The sequence below is a fragment of the Candidatus Sulfurimonas baltica genome (assembly GCF_015265455.1).
In the GTDB taxonomy this organism is placed as follows: Bacteria; Campylobacterota; Campylobacteria; order Campylobacterales; family Sulfurimonadaceae; genus Sulfurimonas; species Sulfurimonas baltica.
The window spans coordinates 133,800-160,205 of record NZ_CP054492.1 but is presented as its reverse complement, the minus strand read 5'-3'; the positions used below and the strand labels follow the sequence as shown (position 1 = coordinate 160,205).

General features: G+C 35.0%; 24 protein-coding genes. 8 read left to right on the top strand and 16 right to left on the bottom strand.

Features of this window, described 5'->3' with window-relative positions:
• Position 1 precedes the first annotated feature (1 nt).
• From HUE88_RS00790 to HUE88_RS00760, 7 genes are all read right to left on the bottom strand, one after another.
• Positions 2-1,480, bottom strand: coding sequence for an ATP-binding protein (locus tag HUE88_RS00790; protein WP_194370146.1), 1,479 nt, complete (start codon positions 1,478-1,480; stop codon positions 2-4).
• An 11-nt stretch (positions 1,481-1,491) separates the two neighbouring features.
• Entirely contained in the window at positions 1,492-3,201 is a 1,710-nt protein-coding gene (locus HUE88_RS00785; protein ID WP_229860217.1) for an ATP-binding protein, read from the bottom strand.
• Positions 3,202-3,270: 69 nt separating this feature from the next.
• Positions 3,271-5,109 (bottom strand): sensor histidine kinase, encoded by a 1,839-nt coding sequence (locus HUE88_RS00780; protein ID WP_194370142.1) that lies wholly within the window; start codon positions 5,107-5,109, stop codon positions 3,271-3,273.
• A 62-nt stretch (positions 5,110-5,171) separates the two neighbouring features.
• Positions 5,172-5,570, bottom strand: coding sequence for a response regulator (locus tag HUE88_RS00775; protein WP_194370140.1), 399 nt, complete (start codon positions 5,568-5,570; stop codon positions 5,172-5,174).
• Positions 5,563-7,080 (bottom strand): HD domain-containing phosphohydrolase, encoded by a 1,518-nt coding sequence (locus HUE88_RS00770; RefSeq protein WP_194370139.1) that lies wholly within the window; start codon positions 7,078-7,080, stop codon positions 5,563-5,565. Before HUE88_RS00770 ends, HUE88_RS00775 begins: the two co-directional genes overlap by 8 nt.
• 41 nt (positions 7,081-7,121) lie before the next feature.
• On the bottom strand, positions 7,122-8,345 hold the full coding sequence (locus tag HUE88_RS00765; RefSeq protein WP_194370137.1) for a dicarboxylate/amino acid:cation symporter: 1,224 nt from the start codon (positions 8,343-8,345) through the stop codon (positions 7,122-7,124).
• A complete protein-coding gene (locus HUE88_RS00760) occupies positions 8,342-9,790 on the bottom strand; it encodes a hypothetical protein (protein ID WP_194370135.1) in 1,449 nt (482 codons plus the stop codon). The genes HUE88_RS00765 and HUE88_RS00760 overlap by 4 nt, the downstream gene beginning before the upstream one ends.
• An 84-nt stretch (positions 9,791-9,874) precedes the next feature.
• Here HUE88_RS00760 and HUE88_RS00755 point away from each other — a divergent pair, with 84 nt between their 5' ends.
• The 4 genes from HUE88_RS00755 (at position 9,875) to HUE88_RS14065 (ending at position 14,067) form a co-directional block, all read left to right on the top strand.
• Entirely contained in the window at positions 9,875-10,741 is an 867-nt protein-coding gene (locus tag HUE88_RS00755; protein WP_194370133.1) for a DMT family transporter, read from the top strand.
• A gap of 56 nt (positions 10,742-10,797) precedes the next feature.
• Entirely contained in the window at positions 10,798-11,982 is a 1,185-nt protein-coding gene (locus HUE88_RS00750; RefSeq protein WP_194370131.1) for an NAD(P)/FAD-dependent oxidoreductase, read from the top strand.
• Positions 11,983-12,056: 74 nt separating this feature from the next.
• Positions 12,057-12,611, top strand: coding sequence for a PAS domain-containing protein (locus HUE88_RS00745; protein WP_194370129.1), 555 nt, complete (start codon positions 12,057-12,059; stop codon positions 12,609-12,611).
• A 1-nt stretch (position 12,612) separates the two neighbouring features.
• Positions 12,613-14,067, top strand: coding sequence for a methyl-accepting chemotaxis protein (locus HUE88_RS14065; protein ID WP_194370127.1), 1,455 nt, complete (start codon positions 12,613-12,615; stop codon positions 14,065-14,067).
• Here HUE88_RS14065 and HUE88_RS00735 read toward each other — a convergent pair.
• Together HUE88_RS00735 and mgtE are read right to left on the bottom strand one after the other, a co-directional pair.
• Positions 14,059-15,129, bottom strand: a complete 1,071-nt coding sequence (locus HUE88_RS00735; RefSeq protein ID WP_194370125.1) for a CNNM domain-containing protein — start codon at positions 15,127-15,129, stop codon at positions 14,059-14,061. The two genes, HUE88_RS14065 and HUE88_RS00735, sit on opposite strands and share 9 nt — an antisense overlap.
• A gap of 17 nt (positions 15,130-15,146) precedes the next feature.
• A complete protein-coding gene (mgtE, locus tag HUE88_RS00730) occupies positions 15,147-16,475 on the bottom strand; it encodes a magnesium transporter (RefSeq protein WP_194370123.1) in 1,329 nt (442 codons plus the stop codon).
• A gap of 220 nt (positions 16,476-16,695) precedes the next feature.
• On the opposite strand from mgtE, the gene HUE88_RS00725 reads away from it, so the two are divergent.
• Entirely contained in the window at positions 16,696-17,283 is a 588-nt protein-coding gene (locus HUE88_RS00725) for a class I SAM-dependent methyltransferase (protein ID WP_194370121.1), read from the top strand.
• Positions 17,283-19,088: an asparagine synthase (glutamine-hydrolyzing) gene (gene asnB / locus HUE88_RS00720; protein ID WP_194370119.1), complete on the top strand. Its 1,806-nt coding sequence runs from the start codon at positions 17,283-17,285 to the stop codon at positions 19,086-19,088. The genes HUE88_RS00725 and asnB overlap by 1 nt, the downstream gene beginning before the upstream one ends.
• 4 nt (positions 19,089-19,092) lie before the next feature.
• Here the strand turns inward: asnB and HUE88_RS00715 are convergent, their stop codons facing one another.
• From HUE88_RS00715 to HUE88_RS00685, 7 genes are all read right to left on the bottom strand, one after another.
• Positions 19,093-19,746, bottom strand: a complete 654-nt coding sequence (locus tag HUE88_RS00715) for a carbonic anhydrase (protein WP_194370117.1) — start codon at positions 19,744-19,746, stop codon at positions 19,093-19,095.
• Positions 19,747-19,817: 71 nt separating this feature from the next.
• Positions 19,818-20,456, bottom strand: coding sequence for a hypothetical protein (locus tag HUE88_RS00710; protein ID WP_194370115.1), 639 nt, complete (start codon positions 20,454-20,456; stop codon positions 19,818-19,820).
• Between the two features lie 19 nt (positions 20,457-20,475).
• The gene (gene purE, locus HUE88_RS00705; protein ID WP_194370113.1) at positions 20,476-20,976 is read right to left on the bottom strand and encodes a 5-(carboxyamino)imidazole ribonucleotide mutase; all 501 of its coding nucleotides are present in this window, start codon (positions 20,974-20,976) and stop codon (positions 20,476-20,478) included.
• 173 nt (positions 20,977-21,149) lie between these two features.
• On the bottom strand, positions 21,150-22,034 hold the full coding sequence (locus HUE88_RS00700) for a class I SAM-dependent methyltransferase (protein WP_194370111.1): 885 nt from the start codon (positions 22,032-22,034) through the stop codon (positions 21,150-21,152).
• Between the two features lie 20 nt (positions 22,035-22,054).
• Positions 22,055-22,552, bottom strand: coding sequence for an iron-sulfur cluster assembly scaffold protein (locus HUE88_RS00695; RefSeq protein WP_194370109.1), 498 nt, complete (start codon positions 22,550-22,552; stop codon positions 22,055-22,057).
• 3 nt (positions 22,553-22,555) lie between these two features.
• Positions 22,556-22,999 (bottom strand): deoxycytidylate deaminase, encoded by a 444-nt coding sequence (locus HUE88_RS00690; protein WP_194370107.1) that lies wholly within the window; start codon positions 22,997-22,999, stop codon positions 22,556-22,558.
• Positions 23,000-23,836: a peptidylprolyl isomerase gene (locus HUE88_RS00685; protein ID WP_194370105.1), complete on the bottom strand. Its 837-nt coding sequence runs from the start codon at positions 23,834-23,836 to the stop codon at positions 23,000-23,002.
• A gap of 88 nt (positions 23,837-23,924) precedes the next feature.
• Here HUE88_RS00685 and gltX point away from each other — a divergent pair, with 88 nt between their 5' ends.
• Together gltX and HUE88_RS00675 are read left to right on the top strand one after the other, a co-directional pair.
• The gene (gene gltX / locus HUE88_RS00680) at positions 23,925-25,313 is read left to right on the top strand and encodes a glutamate--tRNA ligase (protein WP_194370103.1); all 1,389 of its coding nucleotides are present in this window, start codon (positions 23,925-23,927) and stop codon (positions 25,311-25,313) included.
• Between the two features lie 5 nt (positions 25,314-25,318).
• Entirely contained in the window at positions 25,319-26,404 is a 1,086-nt protein-coding gene (locus HUE88_RS00675; protein WP_194370101.1) for an SO_0444 family Cu/Zn efflux transporter, read from the top strand.
• Positions 26,405-26,406: the final 2 nt, after the last annotated feature.

The following is a 26,406-nucleotide window of genomic DNA, read 5'->3' as shown; positions in this document are numbered from 1 at the left end:
TTTACTTTTTTGGTATAGCGATACTAAAGCAGACACCATTTTTAATATTAACCGCACTGATTGTCCCTTTTAGGTGCTGTTCTATCATAATCTTGCTCATATATAGACCTATCCCTGTGCCTGAATGGACACCTTTTGTTGTAAAGTAGGGATCGAATATTTTTTCAATTATCTCATCTTTAATCCCGTTAGCATTATCTTTAATTTCACAAATCACACTATTCTTGTCTTCATAAATATTGATAATTATATTAGCCTCTTCTATCTTTTGCTCAGCAAGTGCCTCTTTTGCATTTTTTAGTATATTTATATAGACTTGAATAAGCTCTCTTGCATATATTTCTACAGGGGTCTTACATGTATAATTTTTTTCTATATTTATATTGCTGTTTTCTAAGCTTTTCCCGATAACTCCTAAGCACTCCTCCATAACATCCTGTATTAAAACTTTCTCTTTAGCCTTGTCCGGTTTAAAGAAGTTTCTAAAATCGTCTATTGTGTGGGATAGATACTGAGTTTGCTCATTTATATGTTCAGCATATTTTCTCAAATCCTCTTTATTAACTTCGTCCATATCAATATCTGCCATTATATTATTTGCCCACATAGAGATTATTGATATAGGCTGTCTCCACTGATGAGCTATCATGCTAATCATCTCCCCCATGGCTGCGCTTCTCGATTGAGTTAACATTATCTCGTCTTTTTTTCTGTTCTCTTCATAGAGGCGCTTTTGTTCTTCTAGGGAATTTTTTAGACGTCCATATGTATAAAGCATACCCCCGATAACAATACTGTAAAAAATAAAAAATACCGAGAGAACTCTTTTTATCGCACTATACATATCATCATTGTATTTTTTCATAGGTATAGTGACTGAGACTCCACCCCTTACATCACCTACCTTATACCCTTGATGTGAATGGCATTTCATACAATCATCTTCAACAACTAAGGCTCTCATATAGTATATGTACTCTTTTCCATCTTTGTTTAAAAACTCATGGACCTCTTCTTCCTTACCTTCTTCAAACAACTTAAGTGCTTTAGTTTCCCAATCGCTTGGCTTGTTGTTAGGATTAAGCAAAGTTAAGCTTGTTATATGTCCTTTTGCTCCATACAGCCCTTCACTCTCTTGCATTAGCTGTCTTAACATGTAGGCGGGATTCATAAGTGTTAGTCTCTTGCCTGTTGTTGTCACAACATCCTTATCTTCCACGTTAATCAGATATGGATTTGAGGGTGTTCTTGATGTAGGGGGGACATATACTCCTCCATGGCTCGAAGCCCACTGTCTAAACAACAAATCTTTATCAAAAGAAATTTTTGCATACTCTAATGCCAAATTTTTATAATGCTTCACTTCATTATTAATGCTCCACACCAATAATACAATAATTATAAGCGTTGCAGAAATCAAAATATTAATATAATATTTTTTTATTTTTTTTAATCTTTTATAGAATATCTCACTTATCATTATTATCTCTTTTATTTATTTATTGGCAAGCTTATAGCAAACACCGCCCCTTTGTAATGTTTCCCCTCATAATCGTACTCTGAGTTTTCAACACTTATCTCTCCGTGTAAATGCTTAGTAATTATAGACTCTGTCATATAAAGACCTATCCCCGTCCCTTGTGATTTATGCTTCGTTGTAAAGTATGGCTCAAACACTTTATCTATTATATTTTCTGGAATTCCTCCACCACTGTCTTTTATCTCTATAATCGCTCTATTGCCTTGTTTGTAAACGTTGACAAAGATAAGTTTTCTACTTTCCCGAGGCAGTGTAACGAGTATATCTTTTGCATTTTTTATAATATTTAATATGCCTTGGGTAAGCTCATTCTCCAAAGCTGTTATCTCTATCTCTTCTATATTTTCTATAAGTTCAATACTGTGCGTTTTAAATGAAGCTGTTAAGAGGGACATTGTCTTGTCTATGCTGTTCTTGAGTGTGAATGTCTTTTTCTCCTTGTTTGGAGCAAAAAAGTTTCTAAAATCATCTATGGTCTGTGACAAATGTTGTGTCTGAGCATTAATACTGTTTGCATATTTTCTTAATTGTTCATTTTCAATATTTCCCATATCTATGTCTGCTATTATATTGTTAGCCCACATAGATATAATGGCTATCGGCTGTCTCCACTGGTGTGCAATATTTCCTATCATCTCACCCATGGCCGCCATCTTTGATTGCTGGAATAAAATTTGTCTCTCTTTTTCCTGCTGTCTTTGAAGTTCCTTCTCCTCTATTAATGCTTTTTCCAAATAATCATTTAATTTTTTCATACTTCTGTTTTTAGATGAGATAGCAGAAATAATCTTTCTATTTGCAAGATAATAAAATATAGATGCGGATAAGATAAGCAAAATTACAATGTAGTAAACCATCTCCTCTTTCATCCACTCTATATCTGACATGTCAATTTCCTTGATTGGCTTAAAGAGTATGATGTATCCCAAAGGGTTACCCTTAATGTCAGGCACCGTGTAAAGTGTTTCTAAGTTACCTCTCTCTTTATCTTCATTGTAAATTTTTTCTAAAGTTAAAAAGTGTTCTACAGTTTTTTTCTCAACAATATCCATATATTCAGGATTTGCATTTAGATTGGCTACATAATAATCATCTATAAACAGTTTTGTAAAAGGGTATAGAAGTTGTTTTTTATACTTTTTATCTGCCAGAATAATGGGTTCTATCCCTTTTTTAACAAGTTTTTTGGCGATAGAATTAAAATGTGTAATTACTTCCATTATTCCTAGTAGATTTTTTTCATCATAAATAGGAATCATTACCTTAAATGTCATATCGTAGTTGCCAATGCTGATGGTTGTCATTATTTTTGGATCTTTAAGCATCTCTTCAATATCAATTCTATTATTTACTACCGAGTCGCCTCTCCTATCTGTCCAGCTTCTATAAAAGCATTTTCCCTCTCCTGTAAGAACATGGAACCAAACATTTTTAAAATCACTGTTTTTTCGCAAGGATGCTGAGAGTTCACCTAATTTTATTAGCTCTGCTTTATCTTTTTTCAATGCTTCTTTTATAGTTTTGTCAAAGGACAATGAGACACCAATAGCAACTGTTGCATTTTTCTTCTCTTCAACTAATATATTTGTCTGTTCTTGTATCTCTTGCGTGACTGCTGTATATTTTTCTTTTTTCAGCAGCTCTATCTTCTCTTGCCACACTATATTCAAAAGTACAGTAGTAGTAATAAACAGAAAAATAAATATTAATTTTTGGCTAAATTTCAACTTTCACCCTTTTTCCTCACTAGTCGGCAAGCTTATAGCAAACACCGCCCCTTTGTAATGTTTCCCCTCATAATCGTACTCTGAGTTTTCAACACTTATCTCTCCGTGTAAATGCTTAGTAATTATAGACTCTGTCATATAAAGACCTATCCCCGTCCCTTGTGATTTATGCTTCGTTGTAAAGTATGGCTCAAACACTTTATCTATTATATTTTCTGGAATTCCTCCACCACTGTCTTTTATCTCTATAATCGCTCTATTGCCTTGTTTGTAAACGTTGACAAAGATAAGTTTTCTACTTTCCCGAGGCAGTGTAACGAGTATATCTTTTGCATTTTTTATAATATTTAATATGCCTTGGGTAAGCTCATTCTCCAAAGCTGTTATCTCTATCTCTTCTATATTTTCTATAAGTTCAATACTGTGCGTTTTAAATGAAGCTGTTAAGAGGGACATTGTCTTGTCTATGCTGTTCTTGAGTGTGAATGTCTTTTTCTCCTTGTTTGGAGCAAAAAAGTTTCTAAAATCATCTATGGTCTGTGACAAATGTTGTGTCTGAGCATTAATACTGTTTGCATATTTTCTTAATTGTTCATTTTCAATATTTCCCATATCTATGTCTGCTATTATATTGTTAGCCCACATAGATATAATGGCTATTGGCTGTCTCCACTGATGTGCAATATTTCCTATCATCTCACCCATTGATGCCATCTTTGATTGCTGGTATACTAGTCTGTCTTTTTGCATATTCTCTGCTACTTCATCAGTTACTCTTTTTTCTAACTCTTTACTAAATTTTGATAATTCAAGAGTTGCTTTTTCTAGCTCTACATTTGTCTCTTTTAATTTTTTACCCTTTCGCTCCAACCTTTCATTTAAACTATTGACATGTGCATTGTAAATCATTAGTGATAGGACACCCAATGAAAGAAGAAGGAGGGTATATTTATACTCTTGCCATACTAACTCTAAAGTTATCTTCCCATGATTTTCATAAGGAAAAACTTTCAGTTGTTTTAATATGTCGCTAACCACTGTATACTCAAGAGGTGTGGTCCAGCCTGTATAACCCCCTTGTAGAGCAGCCTCATCGTCTGGTTTTATCTGCAACAAAGCTATTGCTACTTTATTTGTAAGCTCTAAAGGGACATGTGGTAATGAAGCAAATGCCCACTCGGGATAAAGAGAAGTGCTATGAAGAAGTGGAAATTTATCTACTTTAACATTGATTACTTTTATTTCAGATGTTAATATTTTTCCATCTTTTATCAATCTCTCCATTACTCCTGTTCTTACTGTTCCTAAATCTGCTTTACCATTTAGTACAGCGTATACAATCTCTTGTTGAGTAGAAGCTAGGTTAAATTTAACATCCAAATCTTCAAATGGATCAATACCGTTATCTAAGAACTCTTTATGAGCCATCTGCCAAGCACCGAATGCCTGTTTCTTTAAACCTAGTATAGATTTACCCTTGGTATCTTGCAAGAAATTAATATCGTCTCTATCTGCCTTGGTAAAAATAATAGATGAGAACTGAGTTAATCCACCCTCTTCAGCATGATTTATAAGAGTGGTAATTCTTCGAACATTGTCTCTTACTTCAAATGCGACATATTCAGTAGGGTTTGTTAAAATAAAATCAATAGTTTGCTCTTCTACCGCTTTTTCCATATCTTTAAAAGTAACTATCGGCACTACAGTAATGTTATGGTCATGGATTTCTTTATTAAGAGCATTAACAGTTTCTCCCCACTTTTTTATGGCAGCTTCTTTACCATTATAAGCCCTTACACCTATTCTCATCTCTTCATGTGCGAAAAGTGATGCTGTTAACATAATAGTGATTATTAATATGAAAAGCCTCATTTTTTTACATCCCTATAATTTAAAAATTTATTTTATAAATTGAATTTCTTTACAATTTCCTGCAAAACAGTATTCATGTCATCATAGGAGATTGGCTTTCTGTAGTATAAATCACACATCTCTTTGATATCTTCTAATCTTACCTCGGAAGCGGTTAGCGTCACACAAAAAATATTGTTATCAATCTCTTTAATTTTTTTTATCATCTCCTCCCCGTCCATTCTTGGCATCATAACATCGGTGAAAATTATATCGTGCCTATTTGTCTGAAATTTTTCAAGCCCCTCTTCTCCATCTTTAGCCGTCTCGACAAAATTAAAAAACTTTTTTAAAAAAAGTTCACTCCCACTTCTCATCTCATCTTCATCTTCCACATAGAGCACTGTCAGCTCTTTTACCATCTCTTTTAGCGCTTTTATATCTTTAATCATCTTGCTCTCCATTCAACAGTGCCTCTTCGAGTTCCCGTTTGTTTGATATACTCTTTTTTCTTAGGTCGAAATGCATAGCACTTATATTAACATTGGCATCTTGTATAAAATCTAACTTCTTAAACTCTTCTAAATCAATCTCCACATGCTCTTTGTTCATTAATACAAAATCATCCCCATTGACTCTGAAAACAGTTGATAGAGGGAAGTTTTTGTGCAAATAAGCAACAAACTTGTTTAAAAAAACATCGCCCTCCTCCCAACTGTTTTTTTGGTTATATTGATTAAAGTTATGAAGGTATAGCTTATTAACACACACATATTCTTTTTGGATATTACGTTCTAATATAAAATCAAGATACTGCTTATTGTAGGCATCTGTGATTTGGTCACGGAAAAAATAGGAGAAACGCTCTTTTTCAATCTCTGTTTGAGGCAATTGTGTTATTAAAGTATCTATATCTATTTGTGAAAGAACTTTTATTGCACTTTTTACAACCTCCGGATGAAACTGCATACCGGAGAATGCATTAAGCTCTCTTACCGCTTTTTCAATATTTTTACGCCCTTTATAGATACGGTTTGTTGTCATAGAGTCAAAAGCATCTGCAACAAGTAAAATATGCGAAAGTAATGGTATCTCTTCACCTGCAAGACCTTGCGGGTAACCTTTTCCGTCATATCTCTCATGATGATGTCTAACTATCTCTGCATGCTTCTTGTACATAGGAATTTTATTAAGAAGTTCGTAACCTACCGTTGCATGCTCTTTGATTAATTCATACTCTATATCATTGAGTTTGCCAGGCTTCAACAGTATTGTATCTGGTGTGGCAATTTTACCAATATCGTGCATCATACCCGCCACGTAGAGAAGTTCACAATCTTCATCGCTAAAACCCATCTCTTTTGCAATGAGTTTTGCATAGCTTGCTACACGCTGAGAGTGTCCGCCGGTATATGTGTCGCGGTCTTCAATCATCTCAACAAATGACAATATTGTATTTTCAAAATTTCTTGTTCTCTCATCTTCCATAGCCAAGATTTTTTCTGTCCGCTCTGCAACCATATCTTCAAGATGAAGTTTATAGTCGGCATTTTCTTTAAAACTAACGAGTTTCAATGTAGATTTATACAACTCTTGATTCATCTGCATGTAGTCAATAGGCTTTATAATATACCCATTAATCCCTATGCGAATTGACTCAAGAAAATAAACAGTCTCCCCATATGCAGAGGTGATAATAATCTCCTGATCATGGTTAATCTCTTTTATTTGTTTTGACATCTCCAAACCATCCATAATTGGCATCTGAATATCCGTCATTACAATATCGAATTGACCATTTTTGTAGTAATCCAGCCCCTCTTTGCCATTTGCGGCGGAGACTACATTAGCAAATATCTTACTCAAATAACTCTCTACAGAGATTCTCAACTCATCTTCATCCTCTACGTAAAGCAGTGTTAAATTTTTTGTAATATCTTTTAATTCTCTTGCATTAATCATAGCCCTCTCCCGATTCTAATAATTATAGCATATTTATTTTACTATTTTTCTTTTATTATTGTTTTTTGAATCTGATCAATAATTTTCACAACAACTAAATCTGATGTGACATTCAAAGATGTTCTTGCCATGTCTAATATCCTATCCACTGCTATGATAAGTGCAATATACTCAACAGGCAATCCTATTTGATTTAAAATCACAACCATCATAACAAGAGATGCACTCGGCAGTGCCGCAACTCCAACACTTAGTGCAACCACGGTTATTCCCAAAAGCGCTTGGTCTGCTAAACTCAAATCAATGCCGGCCAAATGTGAAATATACAATACTGCTATTGTAAGATAAGCTGCCGTTCCATCCATTGAAACCGTTGCGCCTAAAGGGAGCACAAAAGATGCATGTTTTTCATCAACTCCGCCCGCTTCTTCTGCAATACGCATTGAGACAGGGAGAGTTGCTGCACTTGAAGCGGTTGAAAACGCCATTATTGGTGCTTCACGAATATCACTTAAATATCTAAATGGATTGATTTTACCAAAAATGGCTAACAGAGCCGGAAGGGTAACAACAGCATGAATAAATAAAACTGAAATAACCATCAGCAGATACTTCCAAAGGCCAAAAACTATCTCAACACCCTGTTCTGCAATAACATAAGAGATAAGACTAAAAACCCCAATAGGGGTAAGTTTAATAACCCACTCTGCCATTGTAAGCATTGCATTTGTAATAGCTGTAAAAAAATCAAGCATCAACTCTTGTCTCTTTACATGCAGATGCATTGAAGCTATGGCAAATAAAACTGAAAAAACAATAATTTGCATCATTGAGCCATTTGCTAAAGAGTTGAAAATATTTGTAGGAATAAAACTAAGTATCATTGATTTAAAGGAGAATGGTTCTATTTGTGATGCTTTGATGTACTCCAAGCCTTCAACAGAAGTGGGCTCTCCAATTGGCACTAAGTTCATCACAACAATAGCTAACAAAACAGCTAAAGCTGTAGTGAGAAGGTATAACCCAATTGTTTTGAGTCCGATTGATTTTAAATCATTTAAGCTTCCAAGTCCCATTATTGCAATATATATACTTGAAAAAACTAAAGGGACTACCAGCATTTTTAAAAAACTTACAAAAATTTGTCCAATCACCTGCTGTTTTAGAGCCAGTTCAGGTAAAAACACTCCAAACAAAGCACCAAAAATAATTCCAAAAACTACCAAGGTGTTTGTTGTGGAGTATTTTTTAATTTTTTGAATCACGTCAGCTCATACTCGCCTGAATATATTTTTTGTATATATATTCCTGATATTGCAAGAAATACACCTGCAACGGCACAGATAAATGCCAATGACGCAAACCACACCAATGCAACTAGACCAACTATATCACGTGGCACTTCTATTGCATTATCTTTACCACTGATGTAAGTTGCAACACGGTATACCTGATTTTGATTTACAAGCTTATTGATTCCATAATGAATCTCACGTTGTTGCTCAATCAGCTTAAATATTTCCTCATCATAAGCTTTGACTTTTACTTGGATATTTGCATACTCTTTAAGGCTATAGTTTCTGTCATTCGCGGCTTTTTGAACTGTAGTTCTTCTGTTTTGAGAAGCATTAGTAGTAAAAGTATTTAATTCGTTTCTGTACTTGTTTTCCAAAAATTCATTAGCTTCTTGATGACTTTTTATTTTTTTATTTAGGTAGTCTATCCTATTTCTAACGGTATCAATACGTGCCTGATAATTCTTTGCTACAACCGCTAAATGCTCTTGAAGCTGCTCCTCAGACTTTGTTTGTTGCTCAATAGCTTTAGACCCGACTGCATAATCAGTAACAGCATATAGTCTCTTCTCTTTTTTCTCTATTAATGCTCTGTATTTATTCTCAATCCCTAGTCTTGTTAAAAAATTAGAATCATCAAGCTCTCTTTTCATCTCAGCCTTTAGTGCATCTAACTCTTGCGCCAATTTTACTTTATCAGATGTTGAGCCCTCAATATTTTGATTTATCAAACCTCTCACTCGCCCTCTTAGCTCAGTTCTCTCATTATCCCATGACTTGTATATTTCACTCTCTTGTTCTGAAAGTTTTGAGATCTCATCATTAATTTTATCCATGTCATTTTTAGACAAAGAGTTTATCTGGGCTTCTATAAACTCTCTTTGTTTGCTTACTCTTGTGTTAAAACTCTCGTTTGCAATTGCTATTCTTTGGTTCCAAGAAGATTCAACTCTCTCCGGAGATATAACATCTATCTTCTTCTTTTTATCTTCTAAAATGTCAATCTTATGCTGCAATAAAAGTTCATCATTTTTTTTCTCATCTATAGTTAAAGTTAAGTTAGAAAAATTTCTCTCAAACCCGTTAATCATAGTCTCAAAAGTAATAGTCGCCAACAATAATAATCCTATAAAAAGTATTATTCTCCAACTTCTATGCTTAGCATACATCAGTGCAGTTGCTACTGGTATTTTAGTAGCCTCTACAATCGCCACCAAGAAAAATGGCAATCCCGCTACCAATATTGTTGAGTAATCTCCAAATGTAAATGCTTCATCTGCTCTATTTATCTGAAAATAGACAGAGTATGAAACAATTATAGATATTAAAAAACCTATCAATACAGCAACAATCTCCACCAGCCACGCAAATCTGACTAGATTTACACCAACTTTAAACAAACGCTCATTTCTCATAACTTATACCCTTAATTTAATTAAGTATGATAATATCAGGTTTTAACTTAAGAAATAACATTAAATCATAATCAAAAGGTTTGTATGCCAGGTATAAATTTTACCCACTTGTTGGTGTTATCTATGCTTCTATGGGGTGGCGGATGGAGTGCTCTGAAAATTTTAACTTATGATTTACCAGTAGATATAATTATATTTTGGAGATTTTTTCTTATGAGTCTCTCGTTTATTCCAATACTTTATTTCATTAAAAAACCAATAATCTTAAACAAATCCAGCTTGAAATATGTGCTTGCTAGCTCAACTCTGAATATTGCTTTTATGGTCTCTTCATTTTTTGGGATTAAATATGGCTTAGCAGGAGCAGGAAGTGTAATAATCACTACACTTAGCCCCATTATGACCTCTCTTTTAGTTTTCATCGTATTTAAAAACAAACTTGGTGACAGACAATATTTTGGGCTTTTTTTGGGCTTGATCGGCGGTGTAGTAATGCTAGAATTAAGCAGTTTGGAACAATTTTTAAATGGCTCTAATATCTACTTTTTACTTTGTGCAATTATTTGGGCTGGAGTAACAGTTCTCTCACAACACTCACAAAGACATATTCACCCTGTGCACTATAGTTTTTTTATATCAGTTGTTGCTACAGTAGTTACATTTTTGTATGCCTTTAATAGCGATTTAATGTCTGTTTTCAATCAAGGAAGTAGGTTTTGGATAGCTCTTATATATCTGGCGGTGCTTGGACAGAGTGTTGCTACAACTATATTTTTTACAGCATCCGGTAAGCTTGGTAGTGAAAAAACAAGCTCATTTATGTTCCTTGTTCCTCTTTTCGCCCTTTTAATTGCTTGGATTGTGCTCGATGAAGATATTCAGACACATATAATTATAGGTGGGACACTTAGTTTGTTTGCTGTGTATTTTATAAATAAAAAAAGTAATTAATTAGTTTTTAACATCTTACAGTGTAATATTTCTTATTATATTTATAAGGTTAAATTATGAAAAATGCACTTATTCTCGGTGGCGGTTTTGCTGGTTTAGAGGCTGCAATATATTTACGAAAAGCAAACTACAAAGTTACTTTAGTTAGCGATAGGGACTACTTCTACATATATCCTACATCAATCTGGATTCCAACTAGAGAGTCTGAATTTAGTGACGTTTGTGTAGATATGAATGAGCTGAAAAATGCTCATGGATTTGAGCTTATCATTGACTCTGTTTCTAAAATAGACGCAAAAAACAGCGCTGTAACACTCAAAAGTGGAACTGTTTTAAATGAGTATGACCATCTTGTTATTGGTATTGGCGCATCTAAAATGAAACATAAAGGGATTGAAAACACACTCTCTATATGTGGTGCACCGGAGCAGTCGCTTATGATACGCGATAAGATTGATGAAATTATAAAAAAAGGGAGTGGTAAAATCTGCTTTGGTTTCGGAGGCAACCCTAATGATACCTCTGCTGTTCGTGGTGGTCCCGGCTTTGAGCTACTTTTTAATGTGCACAATCTTTTAAAGAAAAAAGGGATTAGAGACAAATTCGAGTTAACATTTTTTGCACCAATGCCTGAGCCTGGAAAAAGAATGGGTCCCAAAGCACTGAAGATGATGAATAAGTTTTTTAACATGTTAGATATTAACCAACACTTTGGAAAAAAAATAAAAATGTTTGAAAAAGACGGTATTATTTTTGAAGATGACTCTAAACTAGAATCAGATTTTACCATGTTTATTCCGGCGGGTGACGGACATGAAGTTGCAAAATTGTCTGACCTTCCCCTTAATGAAGCTGGATTTATAAAAACAGATGATTACTCCAATGTGATTTTTAAAGACCCTGCAATGCCTACTAACATATATGCAATAGGAGATTCAGTCGCACTTGAAGGCTATGAGTGGAGAGCAAAACAAGGTCATATTGCTGAAGTTATGGCTAAAAATGTTGCCCATAATATTCAAGAAAAAGACAACAATAACACAAACTTCAAAGGTTACCATGAACATCTAAACATCCTTTGTATTATGGACAGTGGAGATGGTGCTTCATTTATCTACAGAGATGAAAAAAGAGCTTTTATGATTCCGCTGCCTGTGATTGGTCATTGGCTTAAAAAAGCATGGGGCAGCTACTGCAGATACTCTAAACTTGGCAAAATACCAAGAATTCCGGGAATGTAACATATTTATTAATATAATTTTTAATTTTTAATTAGATATGATTCTTTAACAATTATCTATAATGAGGATTTTTTATGTCCACCAAAACATTGTCCAAGCTTGATTCTCCTAAAAATATAAGAGACAGCGAAAAAAAACTTGGTGATAATGACTTTATTGTGTCTAAAACAGATACTAAAGGTAAAATCACTTACTGCAATGAAATATTTACAAAAATGGCCGGATATCCAGCTTCAAGTTTAATTGGAGCAAACCACAACCTCATTAGACATCCTGATATGCCACGCATTGCTTTTAAGGTTGCTTGGGATTTAATACAGAGCAAACAAGAGTTTTTTGGATTTGTTAAAAACTTATGTGCAGATGGTGGGTACTACTGGGTTTTTACTTACATAACAGCTGATTTAGATTCAAGAGGAAACATTATCAGCTATACGTCTGTAAGAAGAAAACCTCCTCGAAGTGCTATTGATGCAATAGCCCCTATATACAAACTTCTTTTGGATGCTGAAAATAAAGGTGGCTCTGACGCATCAGGAAAAATTTTAGCTAATTTCTTAGCTGAGAAAAAAACAAGCTATGATGAGTTTGTTATAAACCTTCAAAAAGACATAAGAACAGGAAACTAAAATGACAAATATTAAAAATCAAAACATACTAGTTCTCTTAATTCTAGTTATAGTTGGGAGTATTTTTTTAGCTATAAATTCTCAAATTATAGTTGCTTCTATTTTATTAGTTTTAGCTGTTGGTTCTCTTTTTATCCAAAGTAAAACATCATCTACTTCTAAAGATACAGAGTTGATGATTAATATAGACAATGTTTTAAAAAGTGTTAAAGAGGGCAAGTTGGCTACCCGTATCGTCTTACATGCAAATGAAACTCCACTAGAAAACATAGCATGGAATATAAATAATTCACTTGATCAAATGGAAGTAATTTTAAGAGAAACTAGAAATACTATAGAAGCGGTAAGCAAAGGTCAAATGCACAGAAGCATGTTTCCTTCTGGACTACGAGGGGAATTCCAAGAAACAGCCAACACCATCCAAAAAGCTGTTACTTCAATGAAAGCAAATGAGAAATACAAACTAACAGGTATGTTATCAACTTCTTTTTCTACTTTTAACGGAGGGATGAAGGGCAACCTAGATGTAATCACAAATGGTATAAATAAAACTGAAAAATCATTTAGTGAAGTAACAGCTAGCACTTCTAAAGCATCAACTTCTGCTCAAGAAACTTTATCTGCTGTTGAGACAACTACGACTCAAATTTCTCATCTTAGTGAGCTTGTTACAAATACAGCAGATGCAATAACGGAAATGGATTCAAACGTCAATAATATAACTATGGTAGTAAATCTCATAAAAGATATTGCGGACCAAACCAACCTGCTTGCTCTAAATGCAGCAATAGAAGCAGCACGTGCAGGCGAGCATGGTCGTGGTTTTGCTGTTGTTGCTGATGAAGTCAGAAAGCTGGCAGAACGCACTCAAAAAGCAACTAGTGAAATAAGTATTACTATCCAAAATCTACAACAGCAATCAAGCGGAATATCTGAAAATGCTAGTGCTATGAACACTATTTCAAACGACACAAGTGATACTATGAATAATTTTTCAAATACTATGAGCAGTTTTACAAATGATTTGTCAAAAACATCACAACTAGCAAACCAGAGCAGTTTTGCACTCTTTTTGTCAAACTATAAAATTCACCATATTCTATTTAAATCGAATGCTTATTCTGCGGTTGTAAACGGAACAGTTACACAAGAACTTAAAAAAGATCATAAACATTGCGGATTTGGTTTATGGTACTACACTATTGGGCAAAAACTATTTGCAAACAACACTACGTTTAAGCAGATGGAATCTCATCATCTAGAGTTTCACAGGCTTATTAATGAAAATCTAGAGTGTGTGTTAACTTCTGGTTGTATGACCAAAGTTGACAGTAAAGAGGATGTCTCAAAAAGATTTAAAGATGCAGAAGGACATTCAAATTCACTATTCTCTCTGTTAGATAAACTCTCAGAAGAAGTTGGAGCTAACATCAATATGAGCGAAGTTTTAGAGTAAAGTCTCTTTCACTTCGCAGTTTCTACTTTCACTATCTTTTCTTTTTAGTTTCATTTGAAGCTTGGCAAGCTCACGCATGTCATCTATAGAGTCACTCTCATCTACAATTTCAACACCTAAAATAGTCTCTATACAATCTTCAAGCGTTATTATTCCATCTGTTTGATGGTAACTGTCTACAACCAAAAACATATGGTCTTTTTTAGATATGAACAGGTCAAGCGCTTTGCTCACCGGAATATTCTCATTAATAACGAAGATGTCTTTTTGAATAGAACCTACAGTTACACTATCGTCTTCTAAGGCTTGTCTGAATATTTTTTTTGTCAAAACTATACCTGTTACATTCTCTAAAGAGCCGCTGTAAACCGGTATTCGAGAAAATTTAAAAATATCACTTTGTGTATCAATAATCTCTTTAATGCTCATTTTTTCTTCAAGTGCAAAGACAACACTTCTAGGCGTTAAAACCTCTTTTACCTTTATCTTGTTAAAGTTTAATATGTTCTCTATAAAGTCTGATTCTTTTTCATCAATAACACCGTCATCTTCACTAAGAAGCATACTGTGGAGCAGTTCCTCTTTGGTTAAACTATTTGCAAACTCGTTCCCTTTTGATATTCTGTTAGTTACAAAAAGAGTTGTTAAAATAATAGGATATGTAATCCAAATAAAAAATCTAATGAATTGAGCTGCTGCAGGAGCTAATTGCTTCCAATATACTGCACCGATTGTTTTAGGAATAATTTCTGAAAGAAAAAGAATAGCAAAGGTCATAATAATTGAGATAATCACAACAGCATCATTCCCAAACAAAACAGCAGCTTGTGCTCCAACAGCGGCAGCTCCCAAGGTATGTGCAATAGTATTTAAGATTAAAATAGCGGCTATAGATTTATTTATATTTTTTTTATGGTGTCTTAAGAGTTTTCCGACCGATGGTCTCTCTTTTTCTAACACCGAGACATATGACATGCTTACAGATAAAAGCACAGCTTCTAAAATTGAACACAAAAACGAAACACCGACAGACAAAACGAAAAATAGAATTAATAAATCCATTTATTTTTAAATATCCTTTAAAATAATATAATAGTGGCTAGTGCCAAAAAGCTAAAAAAGCCGACAACGTCAGTTACTGTTGTTAAAATCACAGCACTTCCAATTGCTGGGTCAATATCCATCTTCTTTAAAAAGAGTGGTATCGCCGCACCAAAAAAACCTGCCATCAAAAGGTTTATTACCATACTAAGTGCGATAACCACACCAAGCATTTTCATATCAAACCAGATAGCGGCTACAATTCCCATAATTATAGCAAAGAAGATACCATTCATCAACGAAATTGCAACCTCTTTTTTTATAATACGCAGAGCATCCCCCTGAGAGATATCCCCAAGTGCAAGCTGTCTAACAACAACGGTCAAGCTTTGAGTCCCTGCATTACCCCCCATTGAAGCGACAATGGGCATAAGTACTGCAAGTGCCACCATACTCTCCAATGTATCGGCAAAAAGACCGATGACTAAAGAGGCAAATATTGCGGTAAAAAGGTTTAAGCTAAGCCAAGATGCCCTTTTCTTGCCAGCCTTATATATCTCGTCATCCTCTTCTGCTTCATCATCCAAACCTGCAAGATTATACATCTGCTCTGTTGCTTGTTCGTTGATAATATCATATATATCATCCGAAGTAATACGACCCAGCAATATGCCATATGCATTAACAACCGGCATTACAGAGAGGTCATACTCTTCAAAATAGTGCACTACATCTTTAATACTCTCTCTGTCTTGTGCTTTTTTGGGTTCAAAACTATCTTCACTCTGCTCAATATTTTCTAGTAATGTTTTATCAAAATCAAATACGAGAAGGTCATCTAGCCCAACTGTAAAACGAAGTTTTTTATCACTTGAGACAATAAAAAGATTTTGAATATTCTCAATAGTTTTGGCTTTTCTAAGTTCACCAAACCTCTTAATTACATCATGTACAACTTCATCTTTATCTGCCGTAAAGACTTCAAGTTGCATGTAAGCACCAGCTTCTTCATCATCATAAGTTTGAAGCCTTGTAATCTCTTTTTTATCTTCATCATCAAGTGTTTCGAAGACTTCTGAGGCAATATTGACATCAACCTCTACGAGTTCATGCATAAAGTCAACTTGATCGTCAGATTCAAGCTCTGTTACCGCATGCCTTAACTCATCTACACTCAGGTTACCTACTACGTCGTCAAAGTACCTGTCAGGGAGAGCGAGGGCAACATCACCAATCAAATCTCTAGGTACAAGTTTTAAGGCATCGGCAAACTTACTGTCATCAAGCTGCTTAAGTATTTTTGCTATATCCGACGGGTGAACCTCACTAGGTTCATGTGAGTTTAGGTACTCTTGTAATTTATTCATTATCTCTTTATCTTCTTTGTGGAATTATACCCTAGTTAGTGCTAATTAGAAAAAATTATAATATAATCTATTAATTGAACTCTGCTGATTAAATTATAAACTAGATTCCAAGTCAAGCTTGGAATGACGAACTGCCGTCATCCTGAACTTGATTCAGGATCTAATTCGATAATTGTTAAGAAGCTTCAATTATAATCTTACAGATAAAGACGTATCACAGTTGAACTCATTTAATAAAAATTTTTATATTTCTGCAATACAAAAATACGGTATAACAGCCAAAGGTGTAAACTGGATATCAAAAGAGACTCAGAAGCTTAGGTTTGATGTTCTTCTAGATATGCTCCCTGATGATTTATCATCCTACTCTATTGCTGATGCTGGATGCGGATTTGGTGATTTTTACCTCTATACTCAAAAAAAATCCAAAGAACTAAAAGAGTATATTGGGATAGATTCACTCATTGACATGTACGAAATATCCTCAGAGCGCACCGGTTGTGAAATCATACTGGCTGATATTTGCAAAGACTCCCTCCCTGTAGCAGATTATTACATATGCAGTGGTGCGATGAATACACTTAAGCTATTTGAAGTACATCTTTTTATTCAAAACTGTTTCTCTGCATGTAGATATGGATTTATTTTTAATGTGCTTCACGGAGATAAAAAGAGTGAAACATACAATTATGTTACAACACAGCAGATTGAAGATATTGCAAAGGCATTAAATGTCGACAAAGTAATATTTAGAGATGATTATTTTGAAAACGACATAACTGTAACATTTCTAAAGGCACGTGATTAATGTGTGGAATTTTTGGAATCATAGGAGAGTATGAGGAAGAAAAAGCTAAAAAAGCACTCTCTTGTTTAGCTCATAGAGGACCTGATTATTGTGGAATCACACAAAGAACAAACCTTTTTTTTGCTCATCAACGCCTAAGTATACTCGACACCCACTCCCGCTCACATCAACCTCTACATGTAAAGAATATTTTACTCTCTTTTAATGGGGAGATTTATAACTTCAAAGAGTTAAAACAAGAGCTAACATGTGAGTTTGAATTTAAAACACAAAGTGATAGCGAGGTTATAATAGCCGCCTATCTTAAGTGGGGAGTAGAGTTTGTACAACACCTAAGAGGCATGTTTGCTATAGCTCTTTTAGATGATGAGACTCTCTATCTTTTTCGTGACAGACTTGGCAAAAAACCTCTCTTTTATCTTGAGGGTAAAAGCTTTATATTTGCCTCCGAAATAAAAGCACTTACGCCATTTTTAAGTAAGGTCGAGATGGATGAGGATGCCCTTATGAGCTACTTGTCATTTTTAGCACCAACTCCACCCTTTACTTTTTTCAAAGGGATTAAAAAACTCTCCGCTGGGGAGTATCTTACTTTTAACAATTCACATGTAGAGGTGAAAAGATATTTTGACCTGCTGGATAACAAACCAAACGTTATAGCTAACAAAGATGAAGCTGTTAACATGCTGGAGAACCTACTAAAGGAGTCTATTGAGATAAGACTGGATTCTGATGTTCCTATGGCTTCACTGCTCTCGGGTGGGATAGACAGTGCGACCTTAAATGCCTATGCTATTAAAAATGGTGTCAACATGCAAACTTACACTCTAGGATACAAAGAGTTTGGCAAGTATGACGAAAGAGCTAATGCTAAGGAGTCTGCGGAGTTTTTAGGGCTTAAAAATCAAGAGGTAGAGATATCTCAAGATGCTTTTATAGAGGCAAGTGACAAAGTTTTGGACACCTTGGATGAACCGCTCAACGACCCGGCATCAGTTCCACTCTATCTGCTGTTTGAGCAAATAAAAAAAGATGGGTACAAAGTTGTTTTAAGCGGTGAGGGGAGTGATGAGTTATTTTTAGGGTACAGGCAATATTTCGAGTATTTAGATATAGAGAGCTTATCTAAACTAAACAACAAAAACTGGCTGAAAAAATACTTCCGCTCAAACTTCTCTATGAATAGGGAGTGGGAGTATTACAAGCGGATTTTTGATGAAACTTTGCTCTTTAGAACATCCGGAGAGAACTTTACAGACCTACAAAAAAATGAGCTGATGAAGAGAAATATCAAAGATAACCAATCGTTAAAATATCTCAAAAGCTATAGAGAGAGGTTTGAAAATTCTTTACATGTAGATGAGAGCATCTGGTACAGCTATATAGATTTAAATCTTTTTCAGGCAGAGCATTTTTTAACTAAGCTTGACCGTGTCAGTATGGCTCACTCCATTGAGTCCCGCACACCTTTTTTAGACCACAAGCTGGCTTCTGCTGTTTTTAATATAGACCCAAAGCTTCGATATGAAGATGGTGTCACAAAAGCACTTCTTAAGAAAATTGTAAAGCCGCATTTAAATGAAAAAATACTATCCAGAAAGAAAAAAGGATTCTCAAATCCGTATATGGAGTACTTGATAAACAGCAGAAAAATAGAGCTGATTCAAGAGGTAAATAAGCAAAGTGGGCTGTTTAAAAAAGAGAAACTTGACGAGTACATAAAAGGTGCCGACCGAGGGGAATTCAAACAGCATATTTGGGGACTTTATGTCCTTAGTGTTTGGATTAAAAAGTGGTTACTCTAATCTACTACTCTTCTCTAAGTGAACTCAGTGACTCAAACTGTGAATTTTCAGGGTTATAGTACTCTATCTCGCCACTCTCTATATCATATACCCAGCCATGAATAACTATTTCACCACTATCAACTCTCTTGCTTACTGATGGGTATGTTAAAAGATTTTCCAGTTGAGAAATAACTGAAAGTTTTTCTGTGAGGCGGTAAAGAACCTCTTTGTCGGCTTTTAAGCCTAAGGCTAAAAGAGCCTGTGATTTTGCGCCCTCGCCAAGAGTAAGCCATGTCTTAGTGTGAATCAGCTCAGGATCATTTGCGCAACTTTTATTGTGAAGTGCCGCAATAGCTCCACAATGAGTATGCCCGCAAACTATAATGTTCTTCACTTTTAAGACACTAACCGCATACTCTATCGCTGAGGCTGTTGAGTGAAAATCTTCATCAGGCTTATAAGGTGCTACAAAATTACCAATATTTCTCACAACAAACAAATCGCCAGGAGTGCTGCTTGTCATCAAATCCGGAACTACTCTAGAGTCAGAACACCCTATGTAGAGAGCTTTTGGATGCTGACCTTTTTTAGCCAATGAGATAAGCTCTTTTTCATGAGCCTTAAAATAACTCTTTTGAAAAAGCTCATTTCCCTGCATAAGACCAAAATTATCCATATTAGTTTCCTTGTGAATTTTACATTAAGTAGTATATCTCAGAACAAACAATAGTAATTCTTACTTCACACTTATTTCTTTCGAGTTTTTGAAACTCTCGCTTTATTTACCTTGTATTTTTTGTTTTTAAGTTTTTCAATAATTTTAAAAGAGAGCTCATGAACTTCACTAATTTTACACTCATCATTTTTTTCAAAAGATTTTCTGTTAGATTCAAATTTACCTATTAAATCCAAAAAATCTATCTCTTTTAAAAATGGGTACAAGCTTACCGACTTTTCCTCTTCTAAAATCCAATCTCCCAGTAAACAAATAACCAAACATTCCGGCAAGTAAGCTGGCTTATCCGCATAATATTTTGATACTTTTTCTGCCATTACATCATAGTAGTTAATTAAAGGCTCTTCAAGTTTAGCTAACGATCTAAGTTCTGGGTACTTTTTAGCACCTTGAACTAGATTGATAGCATAATCCACATTAACAACGCACTCTTGAAGATTAGCCAGCAACTTTCTTAGAGTCTCATATACGTAAATTGTATCTTCCTCTGTCCCAACGCTAGGTTTATATCCGGCCTCATCTATCTGCTCAAAATATCTCTCAAGAGCCGTTCTGGAAAAAACAAGCAAAGCTTCAGTTTTAACATCTCTTAAAAGAGTAGGTTTTATCCTTTTTTTACAATTATCGTCTAGAAGCTTAGTTATTGGCATAAATATCCTTTTTAGAGCTCTATACGGCTATAATTGTCTCTATTTCTGAAGAATCTTTTTCAACATTTTTAGCTTTTGTTACACGGTCTTCTTTTAATTTTGAAGCTAACTCTTCATTATTGAGTGCAAGTATTTGCATAGCTAAATAAGCAGAGTTTATAGCTCCGGCTTTGCCTATGGCAACTGTGGCAACCGGCATTCCTGCAGGCATTTGAACAGTAGAAAGTAATGCATCTATTCCGCCAAGAGCTGATGCACTCATTGGTACACCGATAATTGGCTTAACAGTTTTGGAAGATAAAACGCCGGCTAAGTGTGCAGCCATTCCCGCTGCAGCTATAAAAACTTGAGCACCTTTTTTTTCAGCACTCTCAATATACTCCGCAGTTCTTGCCGGTGAGCGGTGTGCAGAAGATACAATCATCTCAAATCTAACACCAAAAGACTCTAGTGTTTGTGAACACGACTTCATAACCTCATAATCACTTTTAGAACCCATTACAATTGATACAAATTTCATCTGCTTTTTCCTTTATTTTGTTGATAGAAATTTAACATTTTGCTGAAAAACATCAAATGTTAATTATGTGGGGATTATAGCTAAAAAAAAAGAATTATACTAATTATTTATTATTTTTATACGATATGCTTATATTGCGAAGGTGGGAGGGGATATTTTAAACAACATTATACCTAAACTATCTTTCTTGCTGTCAAAAATAGATAATCTTTTCCAGTAATAATTACTCTATACTTTTTTTGTTGCAGATACTTTTTACAAAAATGTATATCTTTTAAAACCAAACTCATCTCATTAAAGCTATAGTTTGGTGCTTTCGCCCCATAAACCATCTCGCCGTCAATCCATCTACAGTTTGGAAATCCAAGTATTATGGAACCGTCTTTTTCTAAGTGGTTTTGATACAAGGACATAAAAGTAGCATTAAACTCTATGTTTGAACTTTGCAGTGTCCCTATTGAGATTATTAAATCGAATCTGCCCAAGTCAGACTCATGAAGTTGATTTATATCTTGACATGCGAATGTTACATTGGTATCTTGCGCAAACTCTCGTGAAGCATACTCTATAGCAGAAGCACAATAGTCTATGCCAACAAATTCTTTGTTCTCAAACTCGTTACATGTAAGCATCTCTTTTATAACTGTAAACTCATCACCTTTGTTTACACCAAGGTTTAGAACTCTCTTTTTACTATCTATGTTTATAAATTTCAGCGCTTGTTGGTAGTGGTATAAAAAAGTGAACTGTTTTGTTTTATCAACGCTAAAAAACTGACTCTCTACACCGTATTTTTCACTGCTTGTCTGTGCCTTATGAAAAGAGTTTTGTTGATTTAGTTTTTTAAATTTCAAGACAATAGTATTATTCTCTTTGTGAATTGGAGTAAGCATTTTCATAAAAAATATTTGTGCCAAATCTATAAAAGATTTGTAGCCGATTGATTCAATATCTGATTCTAAAACTTCTACATATATAACTTCGCCATCTTCTATATTTAGATTCTCAAAACACTTAAGTATCTCTGAGGAACTCTTCTGTTTTAAATCAATTGTCATACTGATTTATTACTCTATTTTTACTTCATTTGGCAGGCTTGAGCAGATGATGGAGGACAAGCTTTAACTAAACTCATCTCAAACTGCTCCTCTTCTATCCCCTCTTGCTGACGTTCATAATGACGCATAGCGGCACGAAACGAAAGTATGACCATGTTGGCATTATCTTGATGTTTCATTATTGCGTGGCTATACTCATCAGAAGTAATATTTGAGTTTACCATCTCTCTCACTTCCTCTTCCAAGCCTTTTACAGCAATATTTGCACTCTCAATATCATCACCCTTAATCATCTCTGTGAAAATAGAGCCAAGAGTCGTAATATCTTCAGGATCATTTGTCCCAAACATAACATCCAAGATTGTATTTTCATCTCTTTTTATATACATAATAACATAACTCTTACCAGCGTGATCTACGGCAACCCCAGTACAGTTTGCATCTTCAAGTTTTCCATAGTTTTCAGGCTGTATAAGATGTTTTCCTATCTCAGCAGCTAGCTCTTCTTGTTCATTCATAAATTACTCCTTATGAGTGAGTTGCTCGATGCTCACTCCGTTATCTTTAATAAATTTTGAGATTGTGTCTGAGTGCGTGTGCTCATACGGCTTTGAATACACTATTCTTATAATGCCACTGGCAATTAAGTTTTTACTGCACTCACTGCAAGGCTCTAAAGTTACATAAATAGTAGCGCCCTCTACACAGATACCTTTTCTTGCTGCCCAAATTATTGCATTCATCTCAGCGTGTATCTCATATGTTTTGGACCACTCGTGATGATCTTTTGTGTACTCGCCATCCCAATGATCGCAACAGTTTTTATAGCCTGCTGGGGTACCATTGTAACCTGTACTTAAGATTCTTCCATCTTTTACAATAACTGCTCCAACCTGCTTGGATACACACTTTGAAGCTGTTGCCAACTCCAATGCAATTTTTATAAAATTTTCATCATTTAACATCTATTTTGCTTCTCTAATAACTTTAATATCTGCGCCATCACGAAGTCTTGCAAAGTAATCACTAAGAACCTGTTCTCTTTTTTTACCCATTATAAAATTAATTATTTGCTCTTTAACACTATCGTATGTTGCTTCTTTTGCACCATCAATCTCTTTTATATAAAAAGACATATACCCGCCTTTTCCATCAGGAACAATTGGGCTGAAACTATTTACTTTTTGCTGTTGTAAAAATCCTGCTAATTCCGGTGAAATTTTTTCATAATCAAGTTTTTGCTGATCTTCTTTTATATCTGCTGAGTAAAACATTGGACTATTGATTTTCTTTTGAAGCAATGACTCATCTTTAGTGTTGTAAATAATAACATTAAAAATACTTGGATGGGCAAACTCATTTTTATGAAGTTCAAAATACTCTTTTGATTCCTCTTCGCTTGGCATTGAAACTGATGTGTAAGCTATTGCAGAGTATAGTTTTTGAGAGAGCAGTTTCTCTTTTGTTGTTTCTTTAAACTCTGTAGAGCTTAATCCACTAGAGTTTCTAACTGCCTCATAAAACTCACTTATACTCATATTATTTTTAGCAGCTGTCTGCTTTATATGGTCATAAACTTCACTGCTATCGACGCTGATTTTTCTCTCTTTTATCTCAAGCTCTTCGAGTTTTTTTCTTATTAGTGTGTCAGTGGCTTCATTAATGGTTAGCTTAGAGATTCGCATCTCTTCTCTTATATCGTGAAGGGTTATAGCTTCACCTTTTACAACAACCGCAACACCGTTAACCAACTCCGCATTTAATATTGCACTAAACAGAAGAATCAAAAAAATTTTATACATATATATTCCTATTAATTAAAAAAAGTATTTTACCCACCTTTAACAAACATTTGCCTAAAATTCCATTAACTATAATAAAAGGTTTTTCATGGTTGTTACTCGCTTCGCTCCAAGCCCTACCGGCTATCTTCATATTGGTGGTTTACGAACCGCTCTGTTTTCATATCTTTGGGCTAAAAAAAATGGTGGTAAATTTCTTCTTCGCATAGAAGACACTGATAAAGCCAGAAATTCTCAAGAGGCTGCAGATGCTATTGTACGAGCATTCGAGTGGTTAGGGTTAAAACATGATGGCGAGATAATATACCAATCAAACAGAGATGAGATTTATGCAAAATATATCAAACAACTCTTGGTTGAGGGCAAAGCTTACAAATGCTACATGTCAAAAGAGGAGCTCACAGAACTTCGTGAAACTCAAATGGCGAATAAAGAGAGAACAAAATACGATGGAAGGTATCGTGATTTCAGCGGAACTCCGCCAGAGGGAGTAGATCCTGTTATTCGTATAAAAGCACCACTAACCGGGGAAATCTTAGTTAAAGACGGAGTAAAAGGCAATGTAAGCTTTCAAGCTGAAGACATTTTAGATGACTTCGTTATCGCTAGAGCTGACGGCTCTCCTACTTATAACTTTGTTGTTGCGATAGATGACCATTTGATGGGTGTCAATGAGGTTATCCGCGGGGATGATCACCTCTCAAACACTCCAAAACAGATAGTGGTGTATGAAGCTCTCGGTTTTGATTTGCCAATGTTCTACCATGTCCCGATGATTCATAACTCTGAGGGGAAAAAACTAAGTAAGAGAGATGGTGCGACTGATGTTATGGCTTATAAAGAGATGGGATATACTCCAGCTTCACTTTTAAACTTTTTAGTTCGTCTTGGCTGGAGCCATGGTGATCAAGAGATATTTTCTATGGATGAGATGGAGGATCTTTTCAATCCTAAAGACATAAACAAATCTGCGTCTATATACAATACTGAAAAGCTAGATTGGTTAAGTGCTCACTACATTAAAAATACTCCAAATGCAGAACTTGCAAAACTTTTAGAACTGTATGGACTAATCTTAACTTCACATGATAAAAAAGAGATACTTTTGGACGCACTAAAAGATCGTGCAAAAACTTTAAAAGAGCTTGCAGAACTGACAAACGAGATTATTGTTGCTCCAATCTCATACGATGAAAAAGCTGTAAAAAAAGCTTTTAAAGAAGATTCTATTGAAGTTTTAAATACTTTTGGGGCAAAAGTTGGTGCCGCTAAAGAGCTTCATCTCCCAAGTGATTATCACCATCTGATGGAAGAAGTAGTTAACGAAATGGGTATAGGTTTTGGCAAAATTGGACAACCTCTCAGAATTGCACTTTTAGGAAAAATGACAGGGCCTGGACTTGACAACATTATGGCTATTATAGGCAGGGATGAGACCATGCTTAGAATTGCAAACGCAATAACTGTCCACTCTTAAGCATAATGGAAATAGTTACTCTTTTTTTTACAGCATTAATCGAGCTTAGCAATGCTATGGCTCCTTATATTCTCTTTGGACTAATCTTTGCGGGTATTTTACACGAGTTAGTTCCAGACACAATTGTTACAAAACATTTAGGCAAAGAGACTATCAGCTCAGTTGTCAAATCTACACTTTTTGGAATACCTCTTCCCGTATGCTCTTGCGGTGTAATTCCTCTTGCTACAAGTATTAAAAAAAGTGGTGCAAGTAAAGGTGCAACTCTCTCATTTTTAATCTCTACACCTATAACCGGTGTTGATTCTATATTAGCTACTTTTGGTATGTTCGGCTGGGTTTTTACTATATACAGAGTGATTACCTCTATGGTTATTGCAATGTTTGCGGGGATAATGACTAATATTTTAGACAAAGAGCCAGAAAAAGTTGTTGCTATGAACAAGTTTAGCATCCATCCTCAAAACTTCAGTATTGAAGTGCCGGACGGAGAAGGCGAAAGCTGTTGCTGCGTAGGAGAATCATCTTGCTCAACTGGTGAGAAAAAAACAAGGTTTTCACTCAAAAAAGCTATGAACTACGCTTTTTTTACACTCCTTTCAGATATAGCAAAACCTCTCTTCTTAGGTCTGCTTTTGGGTGCACTAATCACAATAGCTATTCCTCAAAATCTGAGCGATGTTTTAACTGAGTATTCTTGGCTTTCATACCTGATAGTTATCGCAATTGCTGTCCCTATGTATGTTTGTGCAACAGCCTCTCTTCCAATCGCTGCTGCACTTATGTTAAGCGGAGTTAGTGCTGGGGCAGCTTTTGTCTTTTTAAGTGCCGGACCTGCAACAAACACAGTAACCATCGGTGTTGTTAAGAAGATGCTTGGAACAAAATCGTTATATATTTATCTAGCAAGCATAGTTTTTGGAAGTGTTCTTTTTGGAGTTGGTCTCGACTATATATTTGACATCAACTCAATTGACCCGAAATCATTAGTACATTTCCATGAAGAAGTTGGCATTTTAGAGATAGTGAGCAGTGTTATACTTTGGGGGTTTATCATATTTTTTATCCTAAAACCGTACTTTAAAAAGTGAGA